This window comes from Acidaminobacterium chupaoyuni (genome assembly GCF_047936785.1).
GTDB classification, from domain to species: Bacteria; Bacillota; Clostridia; order Oscillospirales; family Butyricicoccaceae; genus Acidaminobacterium; species Acidaminobacterium chupaoyuni.
The window spans coordinates 550,074-570,891 of the sequence record NZ_CP176394.1 but is presented as its reverse complement, the minus strand read 5'-3'; the positions used below and the strand labels follow the sequence as shown (position 1 = coordinate 570,891).

Genomic DNA, 20,818 nt, shown 5'->3' with positions numbered 1-20,818 from the left:
GCGCAAAAAGCGTTAGATTTTATATTTTTCTTTGGGATAATATTTTTCGATATGCTCGGGCTTGATGCGCTTGAGTTCGGTCTTCGGCAGGATGGTCAGCAGTTTCCAGCCCAGATCCAGTGTTTCTTCGATGGTGCGGTTGGTGTCATAGCCCTGCGAAACATATTCGCTTTCAAAAGCATCCGCGAATTTGGCATAAAGCTTGTCGGTTTCGGTCAGCGCCGCTTCGCCCAGAATGGTCATCAGCTCTTTGGCGTCTTTGCCGCGGGCATAGGCCGCGAAAAGCTGGTTCATGGTGCCGGCGTGATCTTCGCGGGTCTTGCCCGCGCCGATGCCCTTATCTTTCAAACGCGAAAGCGAGGGCAGCACATCGATGGGCGGCGTGATATCCTTGCGGTAAAGCTCGCGGGAAAGGATGATCTGCCCTTCGGTGATATAGCCTGTCAGGTCGGGGATGGGGTGGGTCTTGTCATCTTCGGGCATGGAAAGGATGGGCACCATGGTGATGGAGCCTTCTTTATCCAGCAGACGGCCCGCGCGTTCATACATCGTTGCAAGGTCGGTATAAAGATAACCGGGGTAACCGCGGCGGCCCGGCACTTCTTTGCGGGCGGCGGAAACTTCGCGCAGCGCTTCGGCATAGTTTGTGATATCGGTCATGATGACCAGCACATGCATGCCGCATTCAAACGCCAGATATTCCGCGGCGGTCAGCGCCATGCGGGGGGTGGAAATGCGTTCGATGGCGGGGTCGTTGGCCAGATTCAAAAACAGCACGGTGCGATCGATGGCACCGGTTCTTTTGAAATCGCTCACAAAGAAATCGGCTTCTTCAAAAGTGATGCCGATGGCGGCAAACACCACGGCGAACTTGGCGTCGTTATTCAAAACCTTGGCCTGGCGGGCGATCTGCGCCGCCAGCTGGGCGTGGGGCATGCCGGAACCCGAGAAGATGGGCAGCTTCTGGCCGCGCACCAGCGTATTGAGGCCGTCGATGGCCGAAACGCCCGTCTGGATGAATTCGGAAGGATAGTTGCGCGCCGCGGGATTCATCGGGGTGCCGTTGATATCCAGCGATTTCTCGGCCAGAATTTCGGGCCCGTCATCCTTGGGGCGGCCCAGGCCATCGAACACGCGCCCCATCATATCGGGTGAAACGCCCAGTTCGATGCCATGGCCCAAAAAGCGCACTTTTGATTGAGACAGATTGATGCCGGCCGAGCTTTCAAACAGCTGCACCAGCGCGTTGCTGCCGTCGATCTCAAGCACACGGCAGCGGCGGATCTCGCCGTTGGGCAGCTCGATCTCGCCCAGTTCGTTATAAGCCACGCCCGAAACATCGCGAATCAGCATCAGCGGGCCCGCGACCTCCTGGATCGTGCGATATTCTTTCATCATTTTCCGCTCACCTCCGCCGCGATGGCAGCGATCTGCTGCTTGATGTCGTTTTCGATCTCATCATATTTTTCACGATAAACCTCGCGCGGGATATCTTTCGCGCGGCCGATCCTGGCGCGGGCGTCGATATCGAAAACCTTTTCCATGGCTGCGCCGGCGGCAAGCGCCTTTTTGGCGGTCTCGTGATAAAGCAGGATCAATTCCAGCAGGCGGAACTGTTTTTCCACCTCGCAATAGGAATCGGTGTCGCTCATGGCGTTCTGCTGCAAAAAGTCTTCGCGCAGCATCTGGCTGGTTTCCATCACCAAACGGTCGGCGGGCGACAGCGCGTCGATGCCCACCAGCTTGACGATTTCGTTGAGCTCGTTTTCCTGCTGCAAAAGCTTCATGGCCTCGTTGCGGTTGCGGATGAAATCGGGGTTGATCTGATCTTCATACCATTCGCGCAGGCGGTCAAAATAAAGCGAATAGCTGTTGAGCCAGTTGATGGCGGGGAAATGGCGGCGGTAAGCCAGCGAGCTGTCAAGCCCCCAGAACACTTTCACGATGCGCAGAGTGGCCTGTGAAACGGGTTCTGAAATATCGCCGCCCGGGGGCGAAACCGCGCCGATGGCGGAAAGAGTGCCCTCGCGGCCGTCGCTGCCCTTGCAGATGACGCGGCCCGCGCGTTCATAGAACTGCGCCAGACGCGAGCTGAGGTAGGCGGGGTAGCCTTCTTCACCGGGCATTTCTTCCAAACGGCCCGACATTTCGCGCAGCGCCTCGGCCCAGCGGGAAGTGGAATCGGCGATGACCGCCACGCTGTAACCCATATCGCGGTAATATTCGGCGATGGTGATGCCGGTATAGACAGACGCTTCACGCGCCGCAACGGGCATATCGGAAGTGTTGGCGATCAGCACCGTGCGCTGCATCAGCGATTCGCCGGTTCTCGGGTCTTTCAGTTCGGGGAATTCGCGCAGAACATCGGTCATTTCGTTGCCGCGTTCGCCGCAGCCCACATAGATGACGATATCCACATCGCTCCATTTGGCCAGCTGATGCTGGGTCACGGTTTTGCCGCTGCCGAAGGGGCCGGGGATGGCCGCCGTGCCGCCTTTTGCGATGGGGAAAAAGGTATCCACAATGCGCTGGCCGGTGATCATCGGCACAGTGGGTGCCAGTTTTTTGGCATAGGGCCGTTCCACACGAACGGGCCATTTCTGCATCATGGGCAGTTCCAGGGTTTCGCCGTTGTCGCGGCGGATGACCGCCACAATATCGGTAACGGTGAATTCGCCCTGCTCGATGCGTTCCACCACGCCGGAAACGCCGTTGGGCACCATGACCCGGTGCTTCACGATGATGGTCTCATCAACTGTGCCCAGCACATCGCCGCCCGTCACGCGGTCGCCCTGTTTGGCTTCGGGGATAAAGTTCCATTTCTTTTTGCGCGAGATGGGTTCCACCTCTACGCCGCGGGTGATGGTGTCGCCCGCCACTTTGCGGATCTCTTCCAGCGGGCGCTGGATGCCGTCATAGATGGTGCCGATCAGGCCGGGCCCCAGCTCCACGGAAAGGGGCGCGCCGGTGGAATAGACCTCTTCGCCCGTGCCGATGCCGGAGGTTTCTTCATAAACCTGGATGGAGGCGCGGTCGCCGCGCATTTCGATGATCTCACCGATCAAATGCTGCGGGCCCACGCGCACCACATCGAACATATTCGCATGGGCAAGCCCTTCGGCGATGACCAAGGGGCCTGCCACTTTCACGATTCTTCCTGTATTCTCCATAAAAGCTTGTAACCTTCTTTCTGCTTTTGCGGGCAAGCGCCCCTGCAAAAGACGGTTATTTCGATTGTTCTTTCAGAATGTCGGCCCCAACGGCGCGTTCCACGGCGCTGTGAAGGCTTTGCCGGCCGATGCCCAGCATGCCATCCTTCGAGGGGATGGGGATCACCGCCACTTCGGCGGTATCATCATAGCGGGCGATCTCCTGCGGGATCTGCACGGCCAGCTGCTCGGTGATATAGATCACCGCAAAAGATTCCCGCGCCAGCCGATGCAGGCAGCGGGCGGCTTCTTCGCCATCACGAACGGCATAAGCAGCCAGGCCGATGGCGCGAAAGCCGATCACGGTTTGGCTGTCGCCGATGACTGCTGCTTTATACATAAGAGATCCTCAGCCTTTCCATGATTTTTTCCGGCGCAAGCCCCGAAACACGGCCCACCATCACCGCGCGAACGGCGTTGAATTCCGCTTCGCGGGCCAGCAGATAAGCGATCAGGGTCGCTTCGCCAAAGGGCACCATGCGCGCCGAGCGGGTATAAAGGATCAGCGCGTTGTCGCAGGCCATATCCAGCGCGGCAAAGCTGCCTTCGCCGCTGAGGGCCTCGCGGGCGGCCGCGGCGGCTTCGCCGAAGCCCGCCTCGCGGAACATCTGTTCAATCCGCTCGGGGGTGACAGCCTCAAAATAAGCCTCCCGCGGCACTTTTCCGCCGGGGCAGATCACGCGCTCGAAAACATCCAGCCCTTTGCCCATTCTGGCCATGCGCACAGCGGCCTTCAGGTTGCCGGCGTCGATCTGGGCCTGCACATAGCCCATCAGGAACTCGCTGCCGGTTTTGGCGGCCGCCTGCTGCATTTGCAGCATCTGGGCGCGGTCGAGCAGGATATCGCAAAGCTGGGGGTCGCCTGTGCGGGCCAGCAGGTCGCGGGCTTCGGTGATGGCGGCCGCCATCCCTTCATCCAGATCGGAAAGATCGTCTTCACGGATCTTCTGGGCCAGCACGCGGGGGTCGATCAGCGCCGCCGCCGAAAGCAGCCGGTTGGCATCGACGCCGCGGGCATCGGCTTTCAGCAGGGTTTTGATGTTGTGATAATCATATTTCAGCCGGAACACTTCCAGCAGCTCGGGCTGGGGGCAGTGTTCCGATAAAAAACTTACGGTCTTGCGCCGTTCGGCGGCGATGGATTCTTCCAGCTCGTTCATGTCGCGGGGGTCAAACTCGGCCCAGCCTTTATCGGTGAGCAGTTTGACCGCCTCTTCATCGGTTCGGGCTTCGGCCATGCGGCCGATCTCCTCTGCCGTGAGCAGGTCTTTTTCCATGCAGCGGATGCGGGCGCTGACATGCAGATATTCGGTATCTTTGATTTTTTTCAAAGCACACCCTCCTTAAAACAGCAGGGCAGCCACCTCATGGGCGGTGCCGCCTTCCAACAGGCGCATCATCACATCCAGCGCGCAGTTGATTTCCACCGCGCCCTGGCGCAGGATGAACCCGCCGGGGATTTCCGCCGTTTCTTTGGCCAAGGTCAGCTGTTTTCCCGTTTGCGCCTTGACCAGCCGCAAAATTTCGGGCGCCGCTTCCTGATCTTTCTCGTTGAGCATCAGCTCGCCGCCGCCGTTTTGCTCCACAGCCGCGCAGCAAAGCTTTGTCAGCAGCATGATATAATCCGGCGTTTTCAGATGCAGCAGCTGATCCAGCGCTTTTGCATAAGCGCTGTCGATGACCTGTTGTTTGGCCGCCAGAACGCGCTTTTTGCTTTCAAGGGCCGCCGTGCGCCGGCCGCGCTGCAAAATTTCTTCGCGCCGCGCCGCCAAAGAGGCCTTGGCCTGTTCCAGGCTTTCCCGGGCCTGTTCTTCGGCCCTGCCGGTGGTTTCTTCCGCCGATGCGCGGGCCGCCTTCAGAATATCGATCGCTTTTTCATCGGCGTCTGCCAAAATCTTATCGGCGATCTTTTCAATGCCTTTCATGGCTATCATCCTTTATTCAAGTTAGGCTTTGATGCCGGGGATGGCGAACACCGCCAAAACCGAGATCAACAGCGACAAAACCGCGTAAGTTTCAACAAGACCGGCGCTGATAACGCCCTTCATGGAATCTTCGGGCTTTTTGGCAACGATGTTCATGGCCGCAGCGGCAACGCGCCCCTGACGGATGGCGGAATAATAACCCACGATGGATACCGGCAGCGCCGCGAAGAAATATGCCACGCCGTGGATGAGAGGCAGAGTGCCCGCGAAGACCTGATCGTTGGTGAACAAAATCAGGAACGCCACCAGCAGGCCATAGATGCCCTGTGTGCCGGGCAGCGCCTGCAGCAGCAGCACGCGGCCGAATTTGGAAGGATCTTCTGTCAAAACGCCTGTTCCGGCTTCACCGGCGATGCCAACGCCCTTGGAAGAGCCCATGCCCGATAAAACCACTGCCATTGCGGCGCCCAACACCGCGAAAGTCGTTCCTGTGAATAATGAAGAAATCCAGCTCATAATTAGTCCTCCTTGACCATCTCTACATATTTTGTTTTATTTTGCAGCGGCCTCATGATGCGGCCGCCATCTTCATAGAATCTGCCGAAAAATTCGATATACTGCAAGCGGCTGGTATGCACATAAGCGCCCAGCACACTGATGGCAACATTGAAGGTGTGGCCGATCAGCCCCACCACCACAAACAGCAGAACGCCGACGATGCCGCCGCCCGCCATGGTGCCCATCTTGTTGATGACCGAACCCACCACCGCGCCGGAAAGCCCCAGCGCCATGATGCGGGAATAAGAAAGCAGATCGGAAACGAACCCTGTCACGCTGTAAAGCTTGCCCAGGCCGCCCGTCACCTTGCCGATGCCTTTTTTATCGTGGCCGCCCAGCAGCAAGATCAGCGCCGCGCCGCCCAAAGCCAGCCATTTGCCGGCCGAAAACCCCAGCGCCAGCAGGCCAACGCCCAAAAAGATCACATACCACGCGCCGGTGTCGCATAAAGCGCCCACATAATCTTTCTGTTTGATCTGCCGCCACGCCGATACCGCCATGCCGGTGATGATCTGGATGGCGCCCAGCACCATGGAAAAGATCAGCATTTTCATGGGGTCTTCCAGCGGGTTGAACCACAGCGGCGGAATCGTCAGCCGTTTGCCCAGAACCGCTTCGGTGAACAGCGGCACAGCGTCGCTGAGCCAGCCGCCCATCAGGATGCCGGCGATGATGGTGCCGAAGCCGCAATACATAAACAATGTGAGCATCTGCCGCGTGGAGCCCTTGGGCTTCATCAGCTTCAGCCCCAGGAAACAGCCCAGCGCGATGATGATGCCATAAATGGCGTCGCCCATGATGAACCCGAAAAAGGTGATATAAAACGGAACCATCAGCGGGTTCGGATCGACCAGACTGCCATAGCGGGGCATGCCGTACATTTCGGTGATGGCGGTGAAGGGTTCCGCGATGGGGCCGTTTTCCATGGCCGTGGGCGGGTCTTCCCCTTCCTGCGGGTCTTCCATGCTATAGGCGCATCCGAATTCCTCCAGCGCCTGCGCCACCTGCGGCTGCGCCTTTTCGGGCAGCCATCCCGTTAAGATCACGGTTTTTTTCGTGCGCGCAAGGCCCGAAAGCAGCTGATCCTGCTCGGCTTCCTGCCGATAGGCGTCATAGGCGTTTTCCATGGCTGTGCGGGCCGATGCAAACGAAGCGATCTGCGCCCCCAGCTCTTTCGCGCGCTCGTTCATGCGGGCGATGGCTTCCTGCTGGGCCCGGGTGCTTTCCAAAGCCGTGCCCGCCGCCCCTTTAAAAGAAGCCGGCGCAAAGCCCTTCAGCTTCAGCAGCTGCACCGCTTTTTCGCGGCAGGATTCATGCACCGTCAAAGTGATATAATGCTGTTCCGCATCGGAAGAGATCTCTTCGAGATAAGCCTCGGGCGCCTGCTGCGAAAGCTCGCTTTCCAGCTCGCCCAGGCTGACCATGGCGGGCAGAACCCCCGCCAGAAAAGAAAAATGCCCGCCGTGTTCATAATCCAGCGGCACATCCAGCCCAAGCCAGGGCTTCAGCGAAGCGATGGTGCTTTGGCATCGCGCCTGTTCCGCGCTCAGCGAAGCCATCTCTTCGGTGGCCCTGTTGATGGCCTTGGCGGCCCTCATCGCTTCTTCCAGGCTTTTTTCATCAAACAGTTCGCGCTCGCTCACCTGGCGTTTGGGCGTGAGCAGCGGTTTTTTCGGCGGCGGAGAATAGCGATCCAGCGTTTGACACGCTTTTTCGAGCACCGCGCAAAATTCCCTTGCGCCGGTGTTTTCTTCCACATTGGCAAGCGCCGCGCCCTCTGCCCCGAAATCCGTAGATTCGGCTGCCGTTTCCACTTCCACACACCCAAGCTTATAAAGCCTGCGCAGCAAAGCCCGCCGCGCGCCCTGCGGCGCCACGGCACGCAGCCTTTTCATGCTGACCAGTGACATCAGACCTTCACGACCCTTTCCATAATAAACTTTGCCGCCCGATCAAGATTCGCCTGAGCGCCTTGTTTAAGCTGTTCACAGGTTTCGTCAGCGGTTTTCATTTCTTCTTCATAATGCTTGCGGCTTGTTTCATTGGCTTCGGCAACCGCGTTCTGGGTCATTTCCTTGATCTGCGCACGGGCCTTTTCCGCAATGGCCGCGGCCTGGGCCGTGGCTTCCGACGCGATCTTCTTCGCTTCCGCCTGAGCATCCGCCACCACCTGATCCGCTCTCGCTTCCGCTTCGGTGATTTGCCGAATGGCTTCCATAGACAATGTTTCCACCCTCTTTCTGCCTTCGCAGTTCGCTTATGAGAATCCGTATCGACCTTTTGTCTTCCCACGGCGTTCTCTTCCCTCAGTATAACACCCCTGCGCGCCTTCGTCACCCGCAAAAGTGCAAACTCTTTGTGAATTTTTTGACGATTTCTAAGACTTTCTGCCGCGTGCCGCGCGAATCATGGCGAGTTCGGGCGCCAGCTCGTTGGTGAAAAGCAAAACGGCCACATAAACCGCGCCGCCCGCCGCCACAGAAATGGCCAGCCGCACCAGCGCGCCGCCCGGGGCGAAGCGCGAAACCAGAAACGCAGCGCCGGCGCAGCAGGCCGCCGCCGTGAAAATGCGCAGAGTGCTGTGCTTTTGCAAACGGAAAGTGAAGGTGTCGCGCATTGAAAACACCACCAGAAAGAAATAGAAGGTAAACGATAACAGTGTGCCCCACGCAGCGCCAACGATCCCCATTTGCGAAACCAAAAAGATCGTCACGGCGATCTTCACCGCCGCGGCCGCAAGGCTGCAATAAAGCACGGGGCGCGTGTTTTTCGTCAGCTCATAACCCTTGGCGGCATATTCCGTCAGGCCCATCATCAAAAAGCCCAGCGCCACCAGCCCGATGATGATGGCGTTTTCATGGTAAACGCTTTTCTGATACATGAATTCGGCCAGCGGATGGCAGACCGCCAAAAGCCCCAGCGCCGCTGGCAGCGCGATCAAAAGATACAGCCGCACGCCCTGGCTGAGCAGCTCTTCGGCTTCCTCACGGCCGCCGTGATTATACCCGGCGATTAAAGCAGGGTAAGTAATACGCACTGTAGAGGCTGAGATCATGTTGAAAATGCCCGAGCTGACCGCCTGCACAGTGATATATACGCCCATGGCGGCATCGTTCATCACCGCTTTAACGATATAGCGGTCGATCATGCTCAAAAGCCCCACGCCGATGCTCATGCCGATGAGCGGCACGCCGAAGCGCAGAAGATCGCCCAGCAGCCGGCGGGAAAACCCGCTCAGGCGTGTATAGCGCGGCGCGCGCAGAACGCCCAGCGCCAGCGAACACACCAGAATATCGGAAAGCACCGCCGCGAAGATCAGCGGATAGGGCGAATCGGCCGCGCCCGTGAGCTTGAGCAGCCCGAAGGCGCACAAAATTTTTGCCGTGACGGAAAGCAGCGAAACGCCGATGCTGGCCTTGATGCGCCCCGTTTGGATGAGCAGGCCGTTGGAAGTGGTCAGCAGAGAATAGGTGGAAAGCATCAGGCCGTTGGCCAGATAGATCAGGTTGCCCGAAACGCCCCATAAAACGGCCGCCGCGGCCATCACCGCCGCCGTTACCGCGCCATAAGAAAGCATAAAGGTGGAAAAAAAGGTCTTTTTGCCCTCTTCCCCGTCATAATCGGCCACAAACCGCGCCGCGGCGTTATAGAGCCACGCGCCCGTGATGAGAAACAGCACCAGCACATTGGTGTTGGCCGCCTGATATTTGCCGTTGGCCTCTAATGTTGTCCAGTTGCTGTAAAGGGCATTGATGGCCATGAGCAAAACGCCTTCCACCACTTTGGCGGGCATCATCAGCATGGTGTTTTTCGTCATTTTTCTTTTTTCGTCTGCCAAAATATTGCTTCCTTTCCTTCTCTCGAAAACCGCGCTTATTGACCCGCGCCGGCAAATCCGATATAATAAATGAAATACCCCCCTTTGCTAAAGATATTCGCCTGTATCGGCGTTTTTCAAGAGGGGATGCTGCCAAAACTTTGATGAAAAAACAGGGCTTTTCCGCCAAAGCGGATAGACTTGTACCATATTATACACCACGAAAGAACCGACTTCCACCGGTTTTTCAGGAGGTACCATGAAAATCATGCATATTGCCGGGGGCGGCGACCGCGGCGGCGCCAAAACCCATATTCTCGCGCTCTGCTCCCATCTTCAAAAAACCAATGAACTCAAGCTTGTCAGCCTGCGCCACGGCGAATTTGCCGAAGACGCGCTGAAAACGGGCATCGACACCGTTTCCATTCAATCCAGGCTGCCGCTGAAAGATTTTCGCCGCCTGCGGGCGCTGGTGAAAGAATTCCGGCCCGATATCATCCACTGCCACGGGGCAAAGGCCAACACGGCGGGCGTAATGCTCAAGCTGTTCTGCGGCTGCACCGTGGTCACCACCGTGCACAGCGATTACCGGCTGGATTATATGCACAGCTTCATCCGCCGCCACACCTTTGGCCGGCTCAATTCCCTTGCGCTGCGGCTGATGGATTACCGCATCACGGTTTCCGACACCTTTAAAAAAATGCTTATCGAGCGCGGGTTTCAGCCCAACCGCCTGATGACCATTTACAACGGCCTTGATTTTTCCACCTCCACCCCCGATTTCGATAAAACCGAATACCTTCATTCGGTGGGCCTGAAAAGCTATCAGCCCGGCGATGTGGTGCTGGGCATCGCGGCCCGCCTGACGCCGGTGAAAGATATCCCCACCCTGCTGCGGGCTTTTGCCGCCGCCCATGCTTCCCAGCCCCGCTTAAAGCTTCTCATCGGCGGCGAGGGCGAAGATCTGCAAAAGCTTCAGGCGCTGACCCGCCAGCTGCACATCGAAGAAAGCGTTTGCTTCTGCGGCTGGATCACCCAGATCGGCAAATTTTTCAAAGCCTGTGATATCGATGTTCTGAGCTCCATTTCAGAATCGTTCCCCTATTCCATTCTGGAAGGCATCAAAGAACACTGCGCCATCATCACTTCGGATGTGGGCGGCATGAACAAGCTGATCGACCACGGCGAAAACGGCTTCATCTATCAGCCCGGCGATGATAAAACCTTTGCTTCCTATCTGGTGCGTCTGGCTTCCGATGAACCGCTGCGCCGTTCCTTTGCCGAAAAGCTCTATCAAAAAGCTTCGGTCATCTATTCTTTAGAGGGCATGGCCGCCCGCCAGAATGAAATTTACAGCCGCATCATGGCGCTGAAACAGCGCGGCAAGCGCAACGGCATTGTGATCTGCGGCGCTTACGGCCGCGGCAATTCGGGCGACGAGGCCATTTTAGACGCGATCTTGCAGACCATGCAGCGCATCGACCCCCTTTCGCCCATCACGGTGATGACCCGCAAACCCCGCGAGACCCGCCTTTTGCATGAGGTCAACACCGTCTATACCTTTCATCTGCCCAAATTTCATCGGGCCATGCGCCGCGCCCGCCTGTTCATCAACGGCGGCGGCAGCCTGATCCAGGATGTGACCTCCAGCCGTTCGCTTTATTTCTATCTTTATACCATCGCGGCGGCCAAACACCGCGGATGCAAGGTTTTGATGTATGGATGCGGCGTGGGCCGTGTGCGCCGCCGCTTCAACCGCCGTCTGGCGGCCGACACGCTCAACCGCAATGTGGATATCATCACCCTGCGCGACACCGTTTCTCAGCAGGAGCTGGCGGAAATGGGCGTCACCAAGCCTTCCATCCGCATGGCGGCCGACCCCGCCACCATCCTTTGCCCCGCGCCGCCCGAAAAGGCCGAAGCCTTTCTGGCCGAACAGGGCGTGCCGGCGGATGGCCGCTATCTCTGTTTCGCGCTGCGCCCCTGGGGCGGGTTCCACCATTACGCCCTCTTTGCCCGCGCGGCGGAATATGCCTATGAAAAATATGGCCTCACGGCGGTGTTTTTGCCCATCGAGGTGCCCCGCGACCTTTCGGCCTGCACCCAGGCCGCTTCCACCATGCGCACCCCCCATTATGTGGTGGCCTCGGCCCCCAGCGATGTGACCCTCACCATGGCGGTGCTGCGCCAGATGAAGCTGGTGTGCGGCATGCGCCTGCATTCCATCGTTTTTTCGGCGGTGGCCCAGGTGCCGTTTTTCGCCGTTTCTTATGATATCAAGGTGGATGGCTTCATGAAATATATCGGCAAAAACCAATGCTGCCCGCTGGCGGAAGTGCAGCAGGAGTGGCTCTGCGCCCAGATCGACGCGCTGATGCAGCAGCCCGATTCCGAAGAATCGGCGGCCATTGCCCACCGCCTGAGCCGGCTGGAAGAAGAAAACAGCCGCGCCGCGCAGGAGCTTTTGGGGCTTCCCGTTTCAGAATCATAATTTTTTAACATTTATAACGCCCAAACCCCGCCCGGAGCCGCTTGCAAAGCGCCTGAGCGGGGTTTACAATAATAGGCAGAGAAACAGCAAACCTGCCCGCCGAGCTCGAGAAAGGATGGAGGGTTATGAACGGTTTTGTGACAATGCGTGATGTGGTCAAGCGCTATCGGATGGGAGAAGTGACCATCACAGCCGTAGACCATGTGGATTTTGAGATCGAAAAAGGTGAATTTGCCATTATCGTTGGGCAAAGCGGCGCCGGCAAGACCACCGTTTTGAATATGCTGGGCGGGATGGATGCCTGCGACGAAGGCAGCATTCTGGTGGGCGGCGTGGATGTGGGCAAATTTTCGCCCCGCCAGCTGACGGCTTACCGCCGCAACGATATCGGCTTCGTGTTCCAGTTTTACAACCTGATGCCCAACCTCACGGCCCTTGAAAATGTTGAACTGGCCGCCCAGATCTGCAAAAATACCCAAGACCCCGCCGAAGTGCTGCGGGAGGTGGGGCTGGGCGACCGCATGGATAATTTCCCCGCCCAGCTTTCGGGCGGCGAGCAGCAGCGCGTTTCCATCGCCCGCGCGCTGGCCAAAAACCCCAAGCTTCTGTTATGCGATGAACCCACCGGCGCGCTGGATGACGAAACCGGCAAAACCATTTTGCAGCTTTTGCAGGATACCTGCCGCAAAAACGGCATGACCGTGGTGGTGATCACCCATAATCAGGCGCTTTGCCCCATGGCCGATCGCGTCATCCGCCTGCGCAGCGGAAAGGTGGCTTCCGTTACCCGAAACGATCACCCCACCCCGGTGGAAGAGATTGAGTGGTGACACCATGAAAAACCGGAAAAGCGCCAAAAACGCCCTGCTGAAAGATATTTTTTCGCAAATTCTGAAAACCAGAAACCGTTTTCTTTCGATCCTCTGCATCGTGATGCTGGGCAGCGGCTTTTTTGCGGGCGTCAAATCCACCTGCCCCGATATGAAAGAAACGGCACAGAGCTATTTTGAAGATCAAAACCTGATGGATCTTCATTTGAAATCCACCTGGGGCTTTACCCAAAGCGATCTTTCTTCGCTGAAAAGCGCCGGGCAGGTGCGGCAGGTCTCGGCGGGATATATGGCCGATGCCTATCACCAGACGAAAGACGACGCCCAGAACATCGTGCGCCTGTATTCCTGGTCGAAGGATGACCCCATCGATCAGCCGTTTCTGCTGGAAGGCCGCCTGCCCCAAAACGAAACCGAATGCCTTGCCGATATCCAGAGCCTGCGCGGCGAAACTTTCAAGCTGGGCCAGAAGCTCGTTTTATCGGGCGGCGATGATCTCGACCTGCAAAAAACCCTTTCCCACACGGAATTCACGGTGGTGGGCCTTGTTCGCTCGCCGCTTTATATCAATTTCGAACGCGGCAACAGCACTTTGGGCAACGGCGTGGTGAATAATTATTTATATCTGCCCGAAAAGGCGTTCTCTTATGAATATTACACCGATGTGTGGATGACCTTTGAAAACACCCGCGGCCTCGATTTTTACGGCAGCGAGTATAAGCGCGAAGCCAAGCTGGCCAAAAAAGCCGTTGAAAAGCTGGCGGGCGCCCGCGAGATCACCCGCCGCGACGAAACTTACAAGCAGGCGCAGGAAAAAATCGAGGCTTCGCAAAAAGAGCTGGATGACGGCGCGGCCGCCTATCAGCGCAATCTGGCGGATTTCGAACTTCAGACCACGCAGGCCCAAAACAAGCTGGATGCTTCCGCGCGCCGCCTGAACGCTTCACAGACCGAGCTGACGGAAAACGAAGCCAAGCTGCAAAGCGGGCGCGCGCAATACAGCGCCGCTTTGGCTGCTCTTCAGCAAAACCAGAACACCTATGACAGCGGCCGCGCCGAATATCTGAAAGCGCGCCTGCTGGCCGATGAAGTGAGCAATGTGACCAACGGCATCCGCTTTGTGCAAAAAACCTATGCTTCGGCCCAGCTGGAAGAGGGGCAGGCCCCCAGCGAAGAGGTCGTGGCGGTCATCAACGCCTCGGGCGCTCTGGATCGTTTCACCGGCGGCGGTTTTTCTTTCCCCACCCTGTTGACAAAATATCTTTCCGCCCCCGCCGATTCCGCCGAAAAAGCGCAGCTTTCCGCCACGATGGAACCTGTGCTTTCGGCCATCGAGCAGGAACTGGCCCGCCAGATGCCCGGTCTGGAAAAAACCGCGGCGCAGCTGGAAGCTTCGCGGCAGGAACTGGACGCTGGCTGGAAACAGCTTGCCGCCCAATCGGCCGCGCTGGAAGAAGCCCAGCAGAAACTGGATGCGGGCAAAGCCGCTCTGAAACAGGGCCGCGCCCAGCTGGAAAGCGGGCTTGCGGCGCTGGAAAAGCAGCGCACGGAAGGCGGCGCCCAATTGGAAGAGGCCGCTTCAAAGCTGGAAACCGGCCGCGCCGAGCTTTTGAAGGCGCGCCATGATCTCAACGATCTGGGCAGCCCCGAATGGTTCGTGCTGGATCGTTCTTCGAACCCCGGCTATGCCGAATTTTCACAGGATGCCGAACGCATCGATAAGATCGCGGCGGTGTTCCCTGTGTTTTTCATTCTGGTGGCCGCCCTTGTCTGCCTGACCACCATGACCCGCATGGTGGAAGAGCAGCGCACCCAGATCGGCACTTTGAAAGCGCTTGGCTACGGCCGCGGCGCGGTGATGGCGAAATATCTGGTCTATGCCGTATCCGCCAGCCTCATCGGCAGCGTGGCGGGGCTTTTGATCGGCTTTCGCCTGTTCCCCACCATCATTTTCAACGCCTACCGCATCATGTATGTGATGCCCGATGTGCAAACACCCTTCCGCCCGGGCTATGCCCTGCTCTGCATTGCCGCTTCGGTGGCCTGCACAGCCCTTGCGGCGTTGGCCGCCTGTTATAAAGAGCTGGCCTCTTCGCCTTCTCAGCTGATGCGCCCCCAGGCGCCGCCCGCGGGCAAACGCATTCTGCTCGAGCGGTTCTCGCCCCTTTGGAAGCGCCTTTCGTTTTTGAAAAAAGTATCGCTGCGCAACCTCTTCCGCTATAAAAAGCGCATCTGGATGACCGTGGTGGGCATCGCGGGCTGCACGGCGCTGATGCTGGCGGGCTTCGGCCTGAAGCATTCCATTTCGACCATTGTGGAAAAGCAGTATGAAACCATTTTCACCTATGACGCCACGGTGGGCTTTGATGAAAAGCTGACCGATGATGAAAAAGCCGAAATTCTGGCGCAGGCGCAATCAGCCTCTTCCGAAGCGATGATGCTGCGGCAGAACGCGGCCGAGATCTCTTCGGCCGAAACCGGCCAGAAATCGATCTATCTGTTCATTTCGGCCCAGCCCGATGCGCTGAAAGACTTTATTTCTTTGCATCACCGCACCGACAGCGACCCCGTTTCGCTGAAGGATGACGGCGTGATCCTCACAGAAAAGATGGCGCGTCTGCTGAAGGTTTCGGCGGGCGACACCGTGACCCTTTGGCTGGATGACACCCAGAAAGCCGAATTCAAAGTGACGGATATCGCCGAAAACTATCTGCTGAATTTTATTTATATGACGCCCCGGTGTTACGCCAACGCTTTCGGCAGCGACGCCCGCTATAACAGCGTGGCCGTGCGCCTGAACGAACAGGCCGATCAGAACGCGTTTTCCACCGCGCTTTTGAAAAACAACAATGTGCGCCTCATCAGCTTCACCAGCGATGGCGGCCAGCAATTCCGCGATGTGGTGAAAAGCCTCAATTACATCGTGCTGGTGCTGATCGTCTGCGCGGGCCTGCTGGCGTTCGTGGTGCTTTATAATCTGGCCAACATCAACATCGAAGAGCGCATCCGCGAGATCGCCACCATCAAGGTGCTGGGCTTTTATGATGCCGAGGTCTCGGCTTATGTTTCACGCGAAAACACCATTTCCTCTCTGCTGGGCATGGGCGCGGGGCTGATCCTGGGCATCCCCTTCGAACGCTTCATCATCCACACCGCCGAAGTGGACGCGGTGATGTTCAACCCCGATATCGGCGTCTGGAGCTTCGTTCTGGCGGGGCTGTTCACCTTTGGTTTTTCGCTTCTGGTCAATTCGGCCATGCACTTCCATCTGAAAAAGATCAGCATGGTGGAATCGCTCAAATCGGTGGAATAGGCAAGAACGCTTAAAAAAACCCCCGTCTGCCTTTTGGCAGACGGGGGTTTGCTGTTTAAAGAGGCCATCGTCCAAAGCGCAAACAGGCGCTTTTGGGGGCGCTTTCTGCCTGCGCGGCCGTTTTTTTCATCAGGCGCAATCAATCCAGCAGCGGCTCGATCTCGCGCAGCCGGGCGAACCAGTGATCCGCCGTGTTTTCGGCCTGGCGATGCACCATGACCGTGGGGATGCCCACCGCGCGGGCGCCCTCGATATCGGCCACAGGGTTGTCGCCCACCATCATGCAGCGCCGAGGGTTCCCCGCAAGGCGCAGCGCATAGTGAAAGATCTCAGGGCGCGGCTTATCCAGCCCGATCTTGCCCGAAACCACCGCGCCGCTGAAATAGCGGGCGATGCCCAGTTTTTCCATGGTTTCTTCCAGCTCAGGGTAATTGTTGGAAAGGATGTAATTCTTCCACCCCCGCGAAAGCGCATATTGCAGGATCTCGTGGGTATCTTCATATAAAAAATATCGGGTGGGATCGAGGATCTTTTGGCGCACCAGCGGGGCAAGCCGCCGGGCTTCTTCGGGGGCAAGGCCATGCTTTTGATAAACCGTTTCAAAATGCTGCCGCATAAAATCCCAGAACGCTTCGCCCTTCACCGCGGAAAGATCTTCATCATGGCGATCCCACGGGTAGCCCTGCCGCATATCCTCGCGCAGCGCGTCAAACGCCACCCCGTGCCTCGGCGTCTGTTCCTGCATCACCTCAAAAACCGCCGTTGTCCACAATTTATGTGAATAGACCAAAGTGCCGTCAAAATCCCAAAAAATCGCCTGTTCCAACACGCATTCGCCTTCTTTCCGCCGCTTTTCAGCTTCCTTTTCATTCAGTTTTCATTATAAGGCAGGCGGCCGGGGCCGCGCAACCTTTTTTCGGCCGCCCGCCCTTTGTATTATTCCTGTAAAATCTGCAAAAAAGTAATTGACAAATTTATAACAAAGTCCTATACTGATGCCGAAACAAAAACATACCCTGTTTTTCAACAGGATCAGGAGGTTTTCCTATGAAAGCAGCACGCTGGCATCAGGCGGGCGATATCCGCATCGAAGAGATCCCCGAACCCCAGGTAAAAGAGAATACCGTTAAAGTGAAAGTGAAATGGTGCGGCATCTGCGGCAGCGATCTGCATGAATTTCTGATGGGCCCCATTTTCATTCCCGTAGAGCAGCCCCACCCCATCACGGGCGAAAAAGCGCCGGTGGTGCTGGGCCATGAATTTTCGGGCGAAGTGGTGGAAGTGGGCGGCAAAGTCACCCATTTAAAACCGGGCGACCGCGTGGTGGTGGAACCTCTGGTGGTCTGCGGCGAATGCGCGGCCTGCAGAGCGGGCAAGCATCACCTCTGCGAAAAGCTGGGCTTCCACGGTTTGGCGGGCGGCGGCGGCGGTTTTGCCGAATATACCACTTTCCCGGCCGAATTTGTGCATAAGATCCCCGATTCCCTCAGCTATGAAAAGGCTGCTCTGGTGGAACCCATGAGCGTTGCCATGCATTCTTTGGAAGTGGGCCATTTTGAAAAAGGCCAGAGCGCCATCGTAACGGGCGCGGGCCCCATCGGCCTTGCCACCATTGAATGTCTGAAAGCCATGGGCGCTTCTCAGATCATCGTGGTGCAGCGCAGATCCATCCGCCAGCAGTATGCCCTCAATTCGGGCGCGGATGTGGTGCTCGACCCGGGCGAGACCGATGTGGCGGCCGAGATCCGCAAGCTGACAAACGGCATCGGCGCCGATGTGGCCTTTGAAACCACCGGCTCGCAGCAATGCTTCGATCTGGCGCGGCAGGCCATCCATTTCGCGGGCACTCTGGTCATCACCAGCATTTGGGAAAAGCCCGTTACCTTCAACCTTAACGATCAGGTCCTGACGGAAAAAACCATCGTGGGCAGCATCTGCTATAATAACAACTTCCCCACCGTCATCGAAATGATGGGCGACGGCCGCATCCCCGCAAACGGCTATATCACCAAAAAGATCGCTTTGGATGATCTGGTCACCGAAGGCTTCAACACCCTGACCGGCCCCGCAAAAAAAGAACAGGTGAAGATCATCGTGACCCCCGACGCTTCCTTGCTGAAATAACGCGCCCTTCGGCGCTTTTTCCCCGCAGGCTGCCAAACAGCAAAAGCTCCCGCCCGTTTACACACGGCGGGAGCTTTTTTATCATGCTGCGGAACCTGTGAGGCAGCGCTCAAGGCTGTTCCCTGCATCCCGGCTCCCGATAGCGCCTGAACGCCATAAGGGCGCATTGCGCGCCCCTGCGCCTTTGGTTTGCGGCCGCTCGATCAGCGCAGTTCTTCGATATAGTTGACATAATCCAGCGTGCCCAGCGCTTCGATGATCTCGCTGTGGGTCTTATATTTTTTCAGCTCTTCGCCTTTGATATCCAGCAAAATAGAAAACACGCCCAGCCCCGAATTCAGATAAGCGGGGTTTGCTTCGATATCATCGATCACCAGGCCCAGTTTGCGGATGGTGGCCATGAATTCCTGCAAATAATGCTTTTCTTTCAGTTCCAGGTGGATCTCGAAATGGTTGGAACGGTCTTTCAAATAAGCTTCCGCCCCGGGCAGCAGCCACAAACAGCCGAACAGAGCCAGAAAGCCCACCAGCGCGGCCGTATAAAATCCGCCGCCCAGCGCCAGCCCGATGATGCCGCTGGCCCACAGCCCCACCGCCGTGGTAAGGCCTTTGATGCGGTTTTTTGAGCTGTATAAAATAGAATTGTTGCTGATGATGGCGATGGCCACCACAGCGGCGGGCGAAATAACGGGGAACACCGAGCCGCAGGTGAAGATGAGAAATTCATCCAGCATCATCGCCATCGTGGCCGCCAGCGAAACCAGAATAAAGGTTCTCAGCCCCGCCGAATGGCGTTTGTTGGCGCGTTCACAGCCGATGAGCGCCGCCAGCAAAAACGAAAGCACCACCCTGAGCAAAATCGAAAATCCATTGAGTTCCATCGACCAGTTCCCCAAAAACATCGCGATGGGATCTTGAAAAACAGCCTGCATAGATCGTTTCCTCCTTTATCGGTTTAAAAATCTTCCGTGATAGATCTGTGTCATTTCTTCCATCTGGTCTTCCGCCGCCTGCAAAAACGCCTGTTCTTCGGGCGAGACCTCGGGTTCCCGGCGGGGCGGCAATTCTTTCTGGATCTGCGCCAGCCGGTCGATGAGCACCTCCACCGGGGCGCGCTGCTGCCCCTGGGGCGTCACCGTTTCCACCGCCGTGACTTCTTCCAGCTTGTTGGAATAAGATTTGGAAAGATAAAGCGAAAGCTTGGCGCAGGCCGGCCCCACCATTTCATAAAGCACACTGGAAGCCAAAATGATGGTTTGCAGCTGGCCGCCCATCTCTTTGCCCAAAACGCGGGCGCACATGGCGGCAAGGCCGATGGCCACCCCCGCCTGCGGGATCAGCGCCAGGCCCAGATAGTTGCGCGTTAAAACAGGCTTTTTCGTCATCAGGCATCCCAGATAGGCGCCGCCGTATTTGCCGAAAATGCGCACGAAAAAGTAAACGATGCCCACGGTGAGCAGCGAAAAGCCGCCCACACGGCCCGCCGAGGAAACCAGCGTATCCAGCCGGAACCCAAGGCCCGAGCGCACGAAAAACAACAGCAGGATGGGCGGGCTGAAATAATTCAGCTGCATGAACAGCTTTTCATCGCCCGTAACATTGATATAGACCATGCCCATCGACATGCAGCCCAGCAAGGGCGAAGCGCCCAGTGAAACGCAGATGCCGCAAAAGGCGAACAGCAGCCCCACCGCGATGATGAGGCGGTTATCGGTGGAATGCCTGCGGTTGAGAAACGCTTTGAGCAGCAGCCCGAACAGCCCGCCCAGCAGCAAAACGCCCGCATTCAATAAAATCGGCATCATCACCAGCTGAAAATGGCTGACCTGTTTGGCCCCCGCCAAAGAAGAAAGCGCCACCGAAATGGCCGCGCTGTAGGCCACAAGGCCCACCACATCATCCAGCGCCACCACCTGAAGCAGCGTATCCACCAGATCGCCCCTGGCGTGGGTCTGGCGAATGGTCATCATGGTGGAAGCCGGCGCGGTGGCCGCCGCCAGCGCCGCCAGAACCGCTGAAAACGCCATGGAAAGGCCCATCGCATAATAAGTGACCGCGAACACCGCCAGCGAAGCCACGCAGGCTTCCATCACGGTGATGATGACCACCCGCATGCCGTTTTTCTTCAAAGTTTCCACGCGGAAAAATTCCCCCACGCTGAAAGCGATGAACGCCAGCGCGATATCCGATAAAAAATCAGTGGCGGCGATCACTTTGGGCGAGATCAGGTCTAAACAAAACGGGCCGATCACAATGCCCGTGAGGATGTACGCCGTCACATCCGGCAGCCGCAGCCGCTTGGTGACGCGGGTCATGGCAAAGCCTAAAAACAGCATCAGCGCCAGCGATAAAATGATGGCGCCGGGGGAAGCTTCGCCCAGTTTTTGATAAAACCCCTGAAGCATAAAACCGTTTCTCCTTTCTGCCCCGTTTTTTGCCCGCCCGCCGCAAAAAAAAAACAGCGGCGCAAAGCCACGGGGGTTGGTTTTTTGTTTTCCCCATGATATACTGTGATTATTATAAAAGCAAATCATAATTTATTACTATAATA

Annotated in this window: 16 protein-coding genes; 4 read left to right on the top strand and 12 right to left on the bottom strand. The window is 57.3% G+C overall.

Features of this window, described 5'->3' with window-relative positions; translation table 11 throughout:
- Positions 1-12 precede the first annotated feature (12 nt).
- From ACJA3I_RS02845 to ACJA3I_RS02805, 9 genes are all read right to left on the bottom strand, one after another.
- Positions 13-1,398: a V-type ATP synthase subunit B gene (locus ACJA3I_RS02845; RefSeq protein ID WP_458863260.1), complete on the bottom strand. Its 1,386-nt coding sequence runs from the start codon at positions 1,396-1,398 to the stop codon at positions 13-15.
- On the bottom strand, positions 1,395-3,170 hold the full coding sequence (locus ACJA3I_RS02840) for a V-type ATP synthase subunit A (RefSeq protein ID WP_458863259.1): 1,776 nt from the start codon (positions 3,168-3,170) through the stop codon (positions 1,395-1,397). The genes ACJA3I_RS02845 and ACJA3I_RS02840 overlap by 4 nt, the downstream gene beginning before the upstream one ends.
- A gap of 55 nt (positions 3,171-3,225) precedes the next feature.
- Positions 3,226-3,549, bottom strand: a complete 324-nt coding sequence (locus ACJA3I_RS02835) for a V-type ATP synthase subunit F (protein WP_458863258.1) — start codon at positions 3,547-3,549, stop codon at positions 3,226-3,228.
- On the bottom strand, positions 3,542-4,540 hold the full coding sequence (locus ACJA3I_RS02830) for a V-type ATPase subunit (RefSeq protein ID WP_458863257.1): 999 nt from the start codon (positions 4,538-4,540) through the stop codon (positions 3,542-3,544). The genes ACJA3I_RS02835 and ACJA3I_RS02830 overlap by 8 nt, the downstream gene beginning before the upstream one ends.
- Before the next feature lie 12 nt (positions 4,541-4,552).
- Complete coding sequence (locus tag ACJA3I_RS02825; RefSeq protein WP_458863256.1) at positions 4,553-5,134, bottom strand: V-type ATP synthase subunit E; 582 nt, start codon at positions 5,132-5,134, stop codon at positions 4,553-4,555.
- A gap of 21 nt (positions 5,135-5,155) precedes the next feature.
- Positions 5,156-5,650 (bottom strand): V-type ATP synthase subunit K, encoded by a 495-nt coding sequence (locus ACJA3I_RS02820; protein WP_458863255.1) that lies wholly within the window; start codon positions 5,648-5,650, stop codon positions 5,156-5,158.
- A gap of 2 nt (positions 5,651-5,652) precedes the next feature.
- Positions 5,653-7,602 (bottom strand): V-type ATP synthase subunit I, encoded by a 1,950-nt coding sequence (locus ACJA3I_RS02815; protein WP_458863254.1) that lies wholly within the window; start codon positions 7,600-7,602, stop codon positions 5,653-5,655.
- Positions 7,602-7,925 carry a hypothetical protein gene (locus tag ACJA3I_RS02810; protein ID WP_458863253.1) on the bottom strand — a complete coding sequence of 108 codons (324 nt, stop codon included), beginning with the start codon at positions 7,923-7,925 and terminating at the stop codon, positions 7,602-7,604. The genes ACJA3I_RS02815 and ACJA3I_RS02810 overlap by 1 nt, the downstream gene beginning before the upstream one ends.
- Positions 7,926-8,069: 144 nt before the next feature.
- Complete coding sequence (locus tag ACJA3I_RS02805; RefSeq protein WP_458863252.1) at positions 8,070-9,530, bottom strand: lipopolysaccharide biosynthesis protein; 1,461 nt, start codon at positions 9,528-9,530, stop codon at positions 8,070-8,072.
- A 238-nt stretch (positions 9,531-9,768) separates the two neighbouring features.
- On the opposite strand from ACJA3I_RS02805, the gene csaB reads away from it, so the two are divergent.
- The 3 genes from csaB (at position 9,769) to ACJA3I_RS02790 (ending at position 16,143) form a co-directional block, all read left to right on the top strand.
- Positions 9,769-12,000: a polysaccharide pyruvyl transferase CsaB gene (csaB, locus tag ACJA3I_RS02800; protein WP_458863251.1), complete on the top strand. Its 2,232-nt coding sequence runs from the start codon at positions 9,769-9,771 to the stop codon at positions 11,998-12,000.
- Positions 12,001-12,125: 125 nt separating this feature from the next.
- Entirely contained in the window at positions 12,126-12,830 is a 705-nt protein-coding gene (locus tag ACJA3I_RS02795) for an ABC transporter ATP-binding protein (protein WP_458863250.1), read from the top strand.
- Between the two features lie 4 nt (positions 12,831-12,834).
- The gene (locus ACJA3I_RS02790; RefSeq protein WP_458863249.1) at positions 12,835-16,143 is read left to right on the top strand and encodes an FtsX-like permease family protein; all 3,309 of its coding nucleotides are present in this window, start codon (positions 12,835-12,837) and stop codon (positions 16,141-16,143) included.
- Positions 16,144-16,282: 139 nt separating this feature from the next.
- Here ACJA3I_RS02790 and ACJA3I_RS02785 read toward each other — a convergent pair whose 3' ends face one another.
- Positions 16,283-16,969 (bottom strand): HAD family hydrolase, encoded by a 687-nt coding sequence (locus ACJA3I_RS02785; RefSeq protein WP_458863248.1) that lies wholly within the window; start codon positions 16,967-16,969, stop codon positions 16,283-16,285.
- Between the two features lie 221 nt (positions 16,970-17,190).
- On the opposite strand from ACJA3I_RS02785, the gene ACJA3I_RS02780 reads away from it, so the two are divergent.
- The gene (locus ACJA3I_RS02780) at positions 17,191-18,267 is read left to right on the top strand and encodes a 2,3-butanediol dehydrogenase (RefSeq protein WP_458863247.1); all 1,077 of its coding nucleotides are present in this window, start codon (positions 17,191-17,193) and stop codon (positions 18,265-18,267) included.
- A gap of 203 nt (positions 18,268-18,470) precedes the next feature.
- Here the strand turns inward: ACJA3I_RS02780 and ACJA3I_RS02775 are convergent, their stop codons facing one another.
- Together ACJA3I_RS02775 and ACJA3I_RS02770 are read right to left on the bottom strand one after the other, a co-directional pair.
- Positions 18,471-19,199 (bottom strand): MgtC/SapB family protein, encoded by a 729-nt coding sequence (locus tag ACJA3I_RS02775; RefSeq protein ID WP_458863246.1) that lies wholly within the window; start codon positions 19,197-19,199, stop codon positions 18,471-18,473.
- 15 nt (positions 19,200-19,214) lie between these two features.
- On the bottom strand, positions 19,215-20,672 hold the full coding sequence (locus tag ACJA3I_RS02770; protein ID WP_458863245.1) for a cation:proton antiporter: 1,458 nt from the start codon (positions 20,670-20,672) through the stop codon (positions 19,215-19,217).
- Positions 20,673-20,818: the final 146 nt, after the last annotated feature.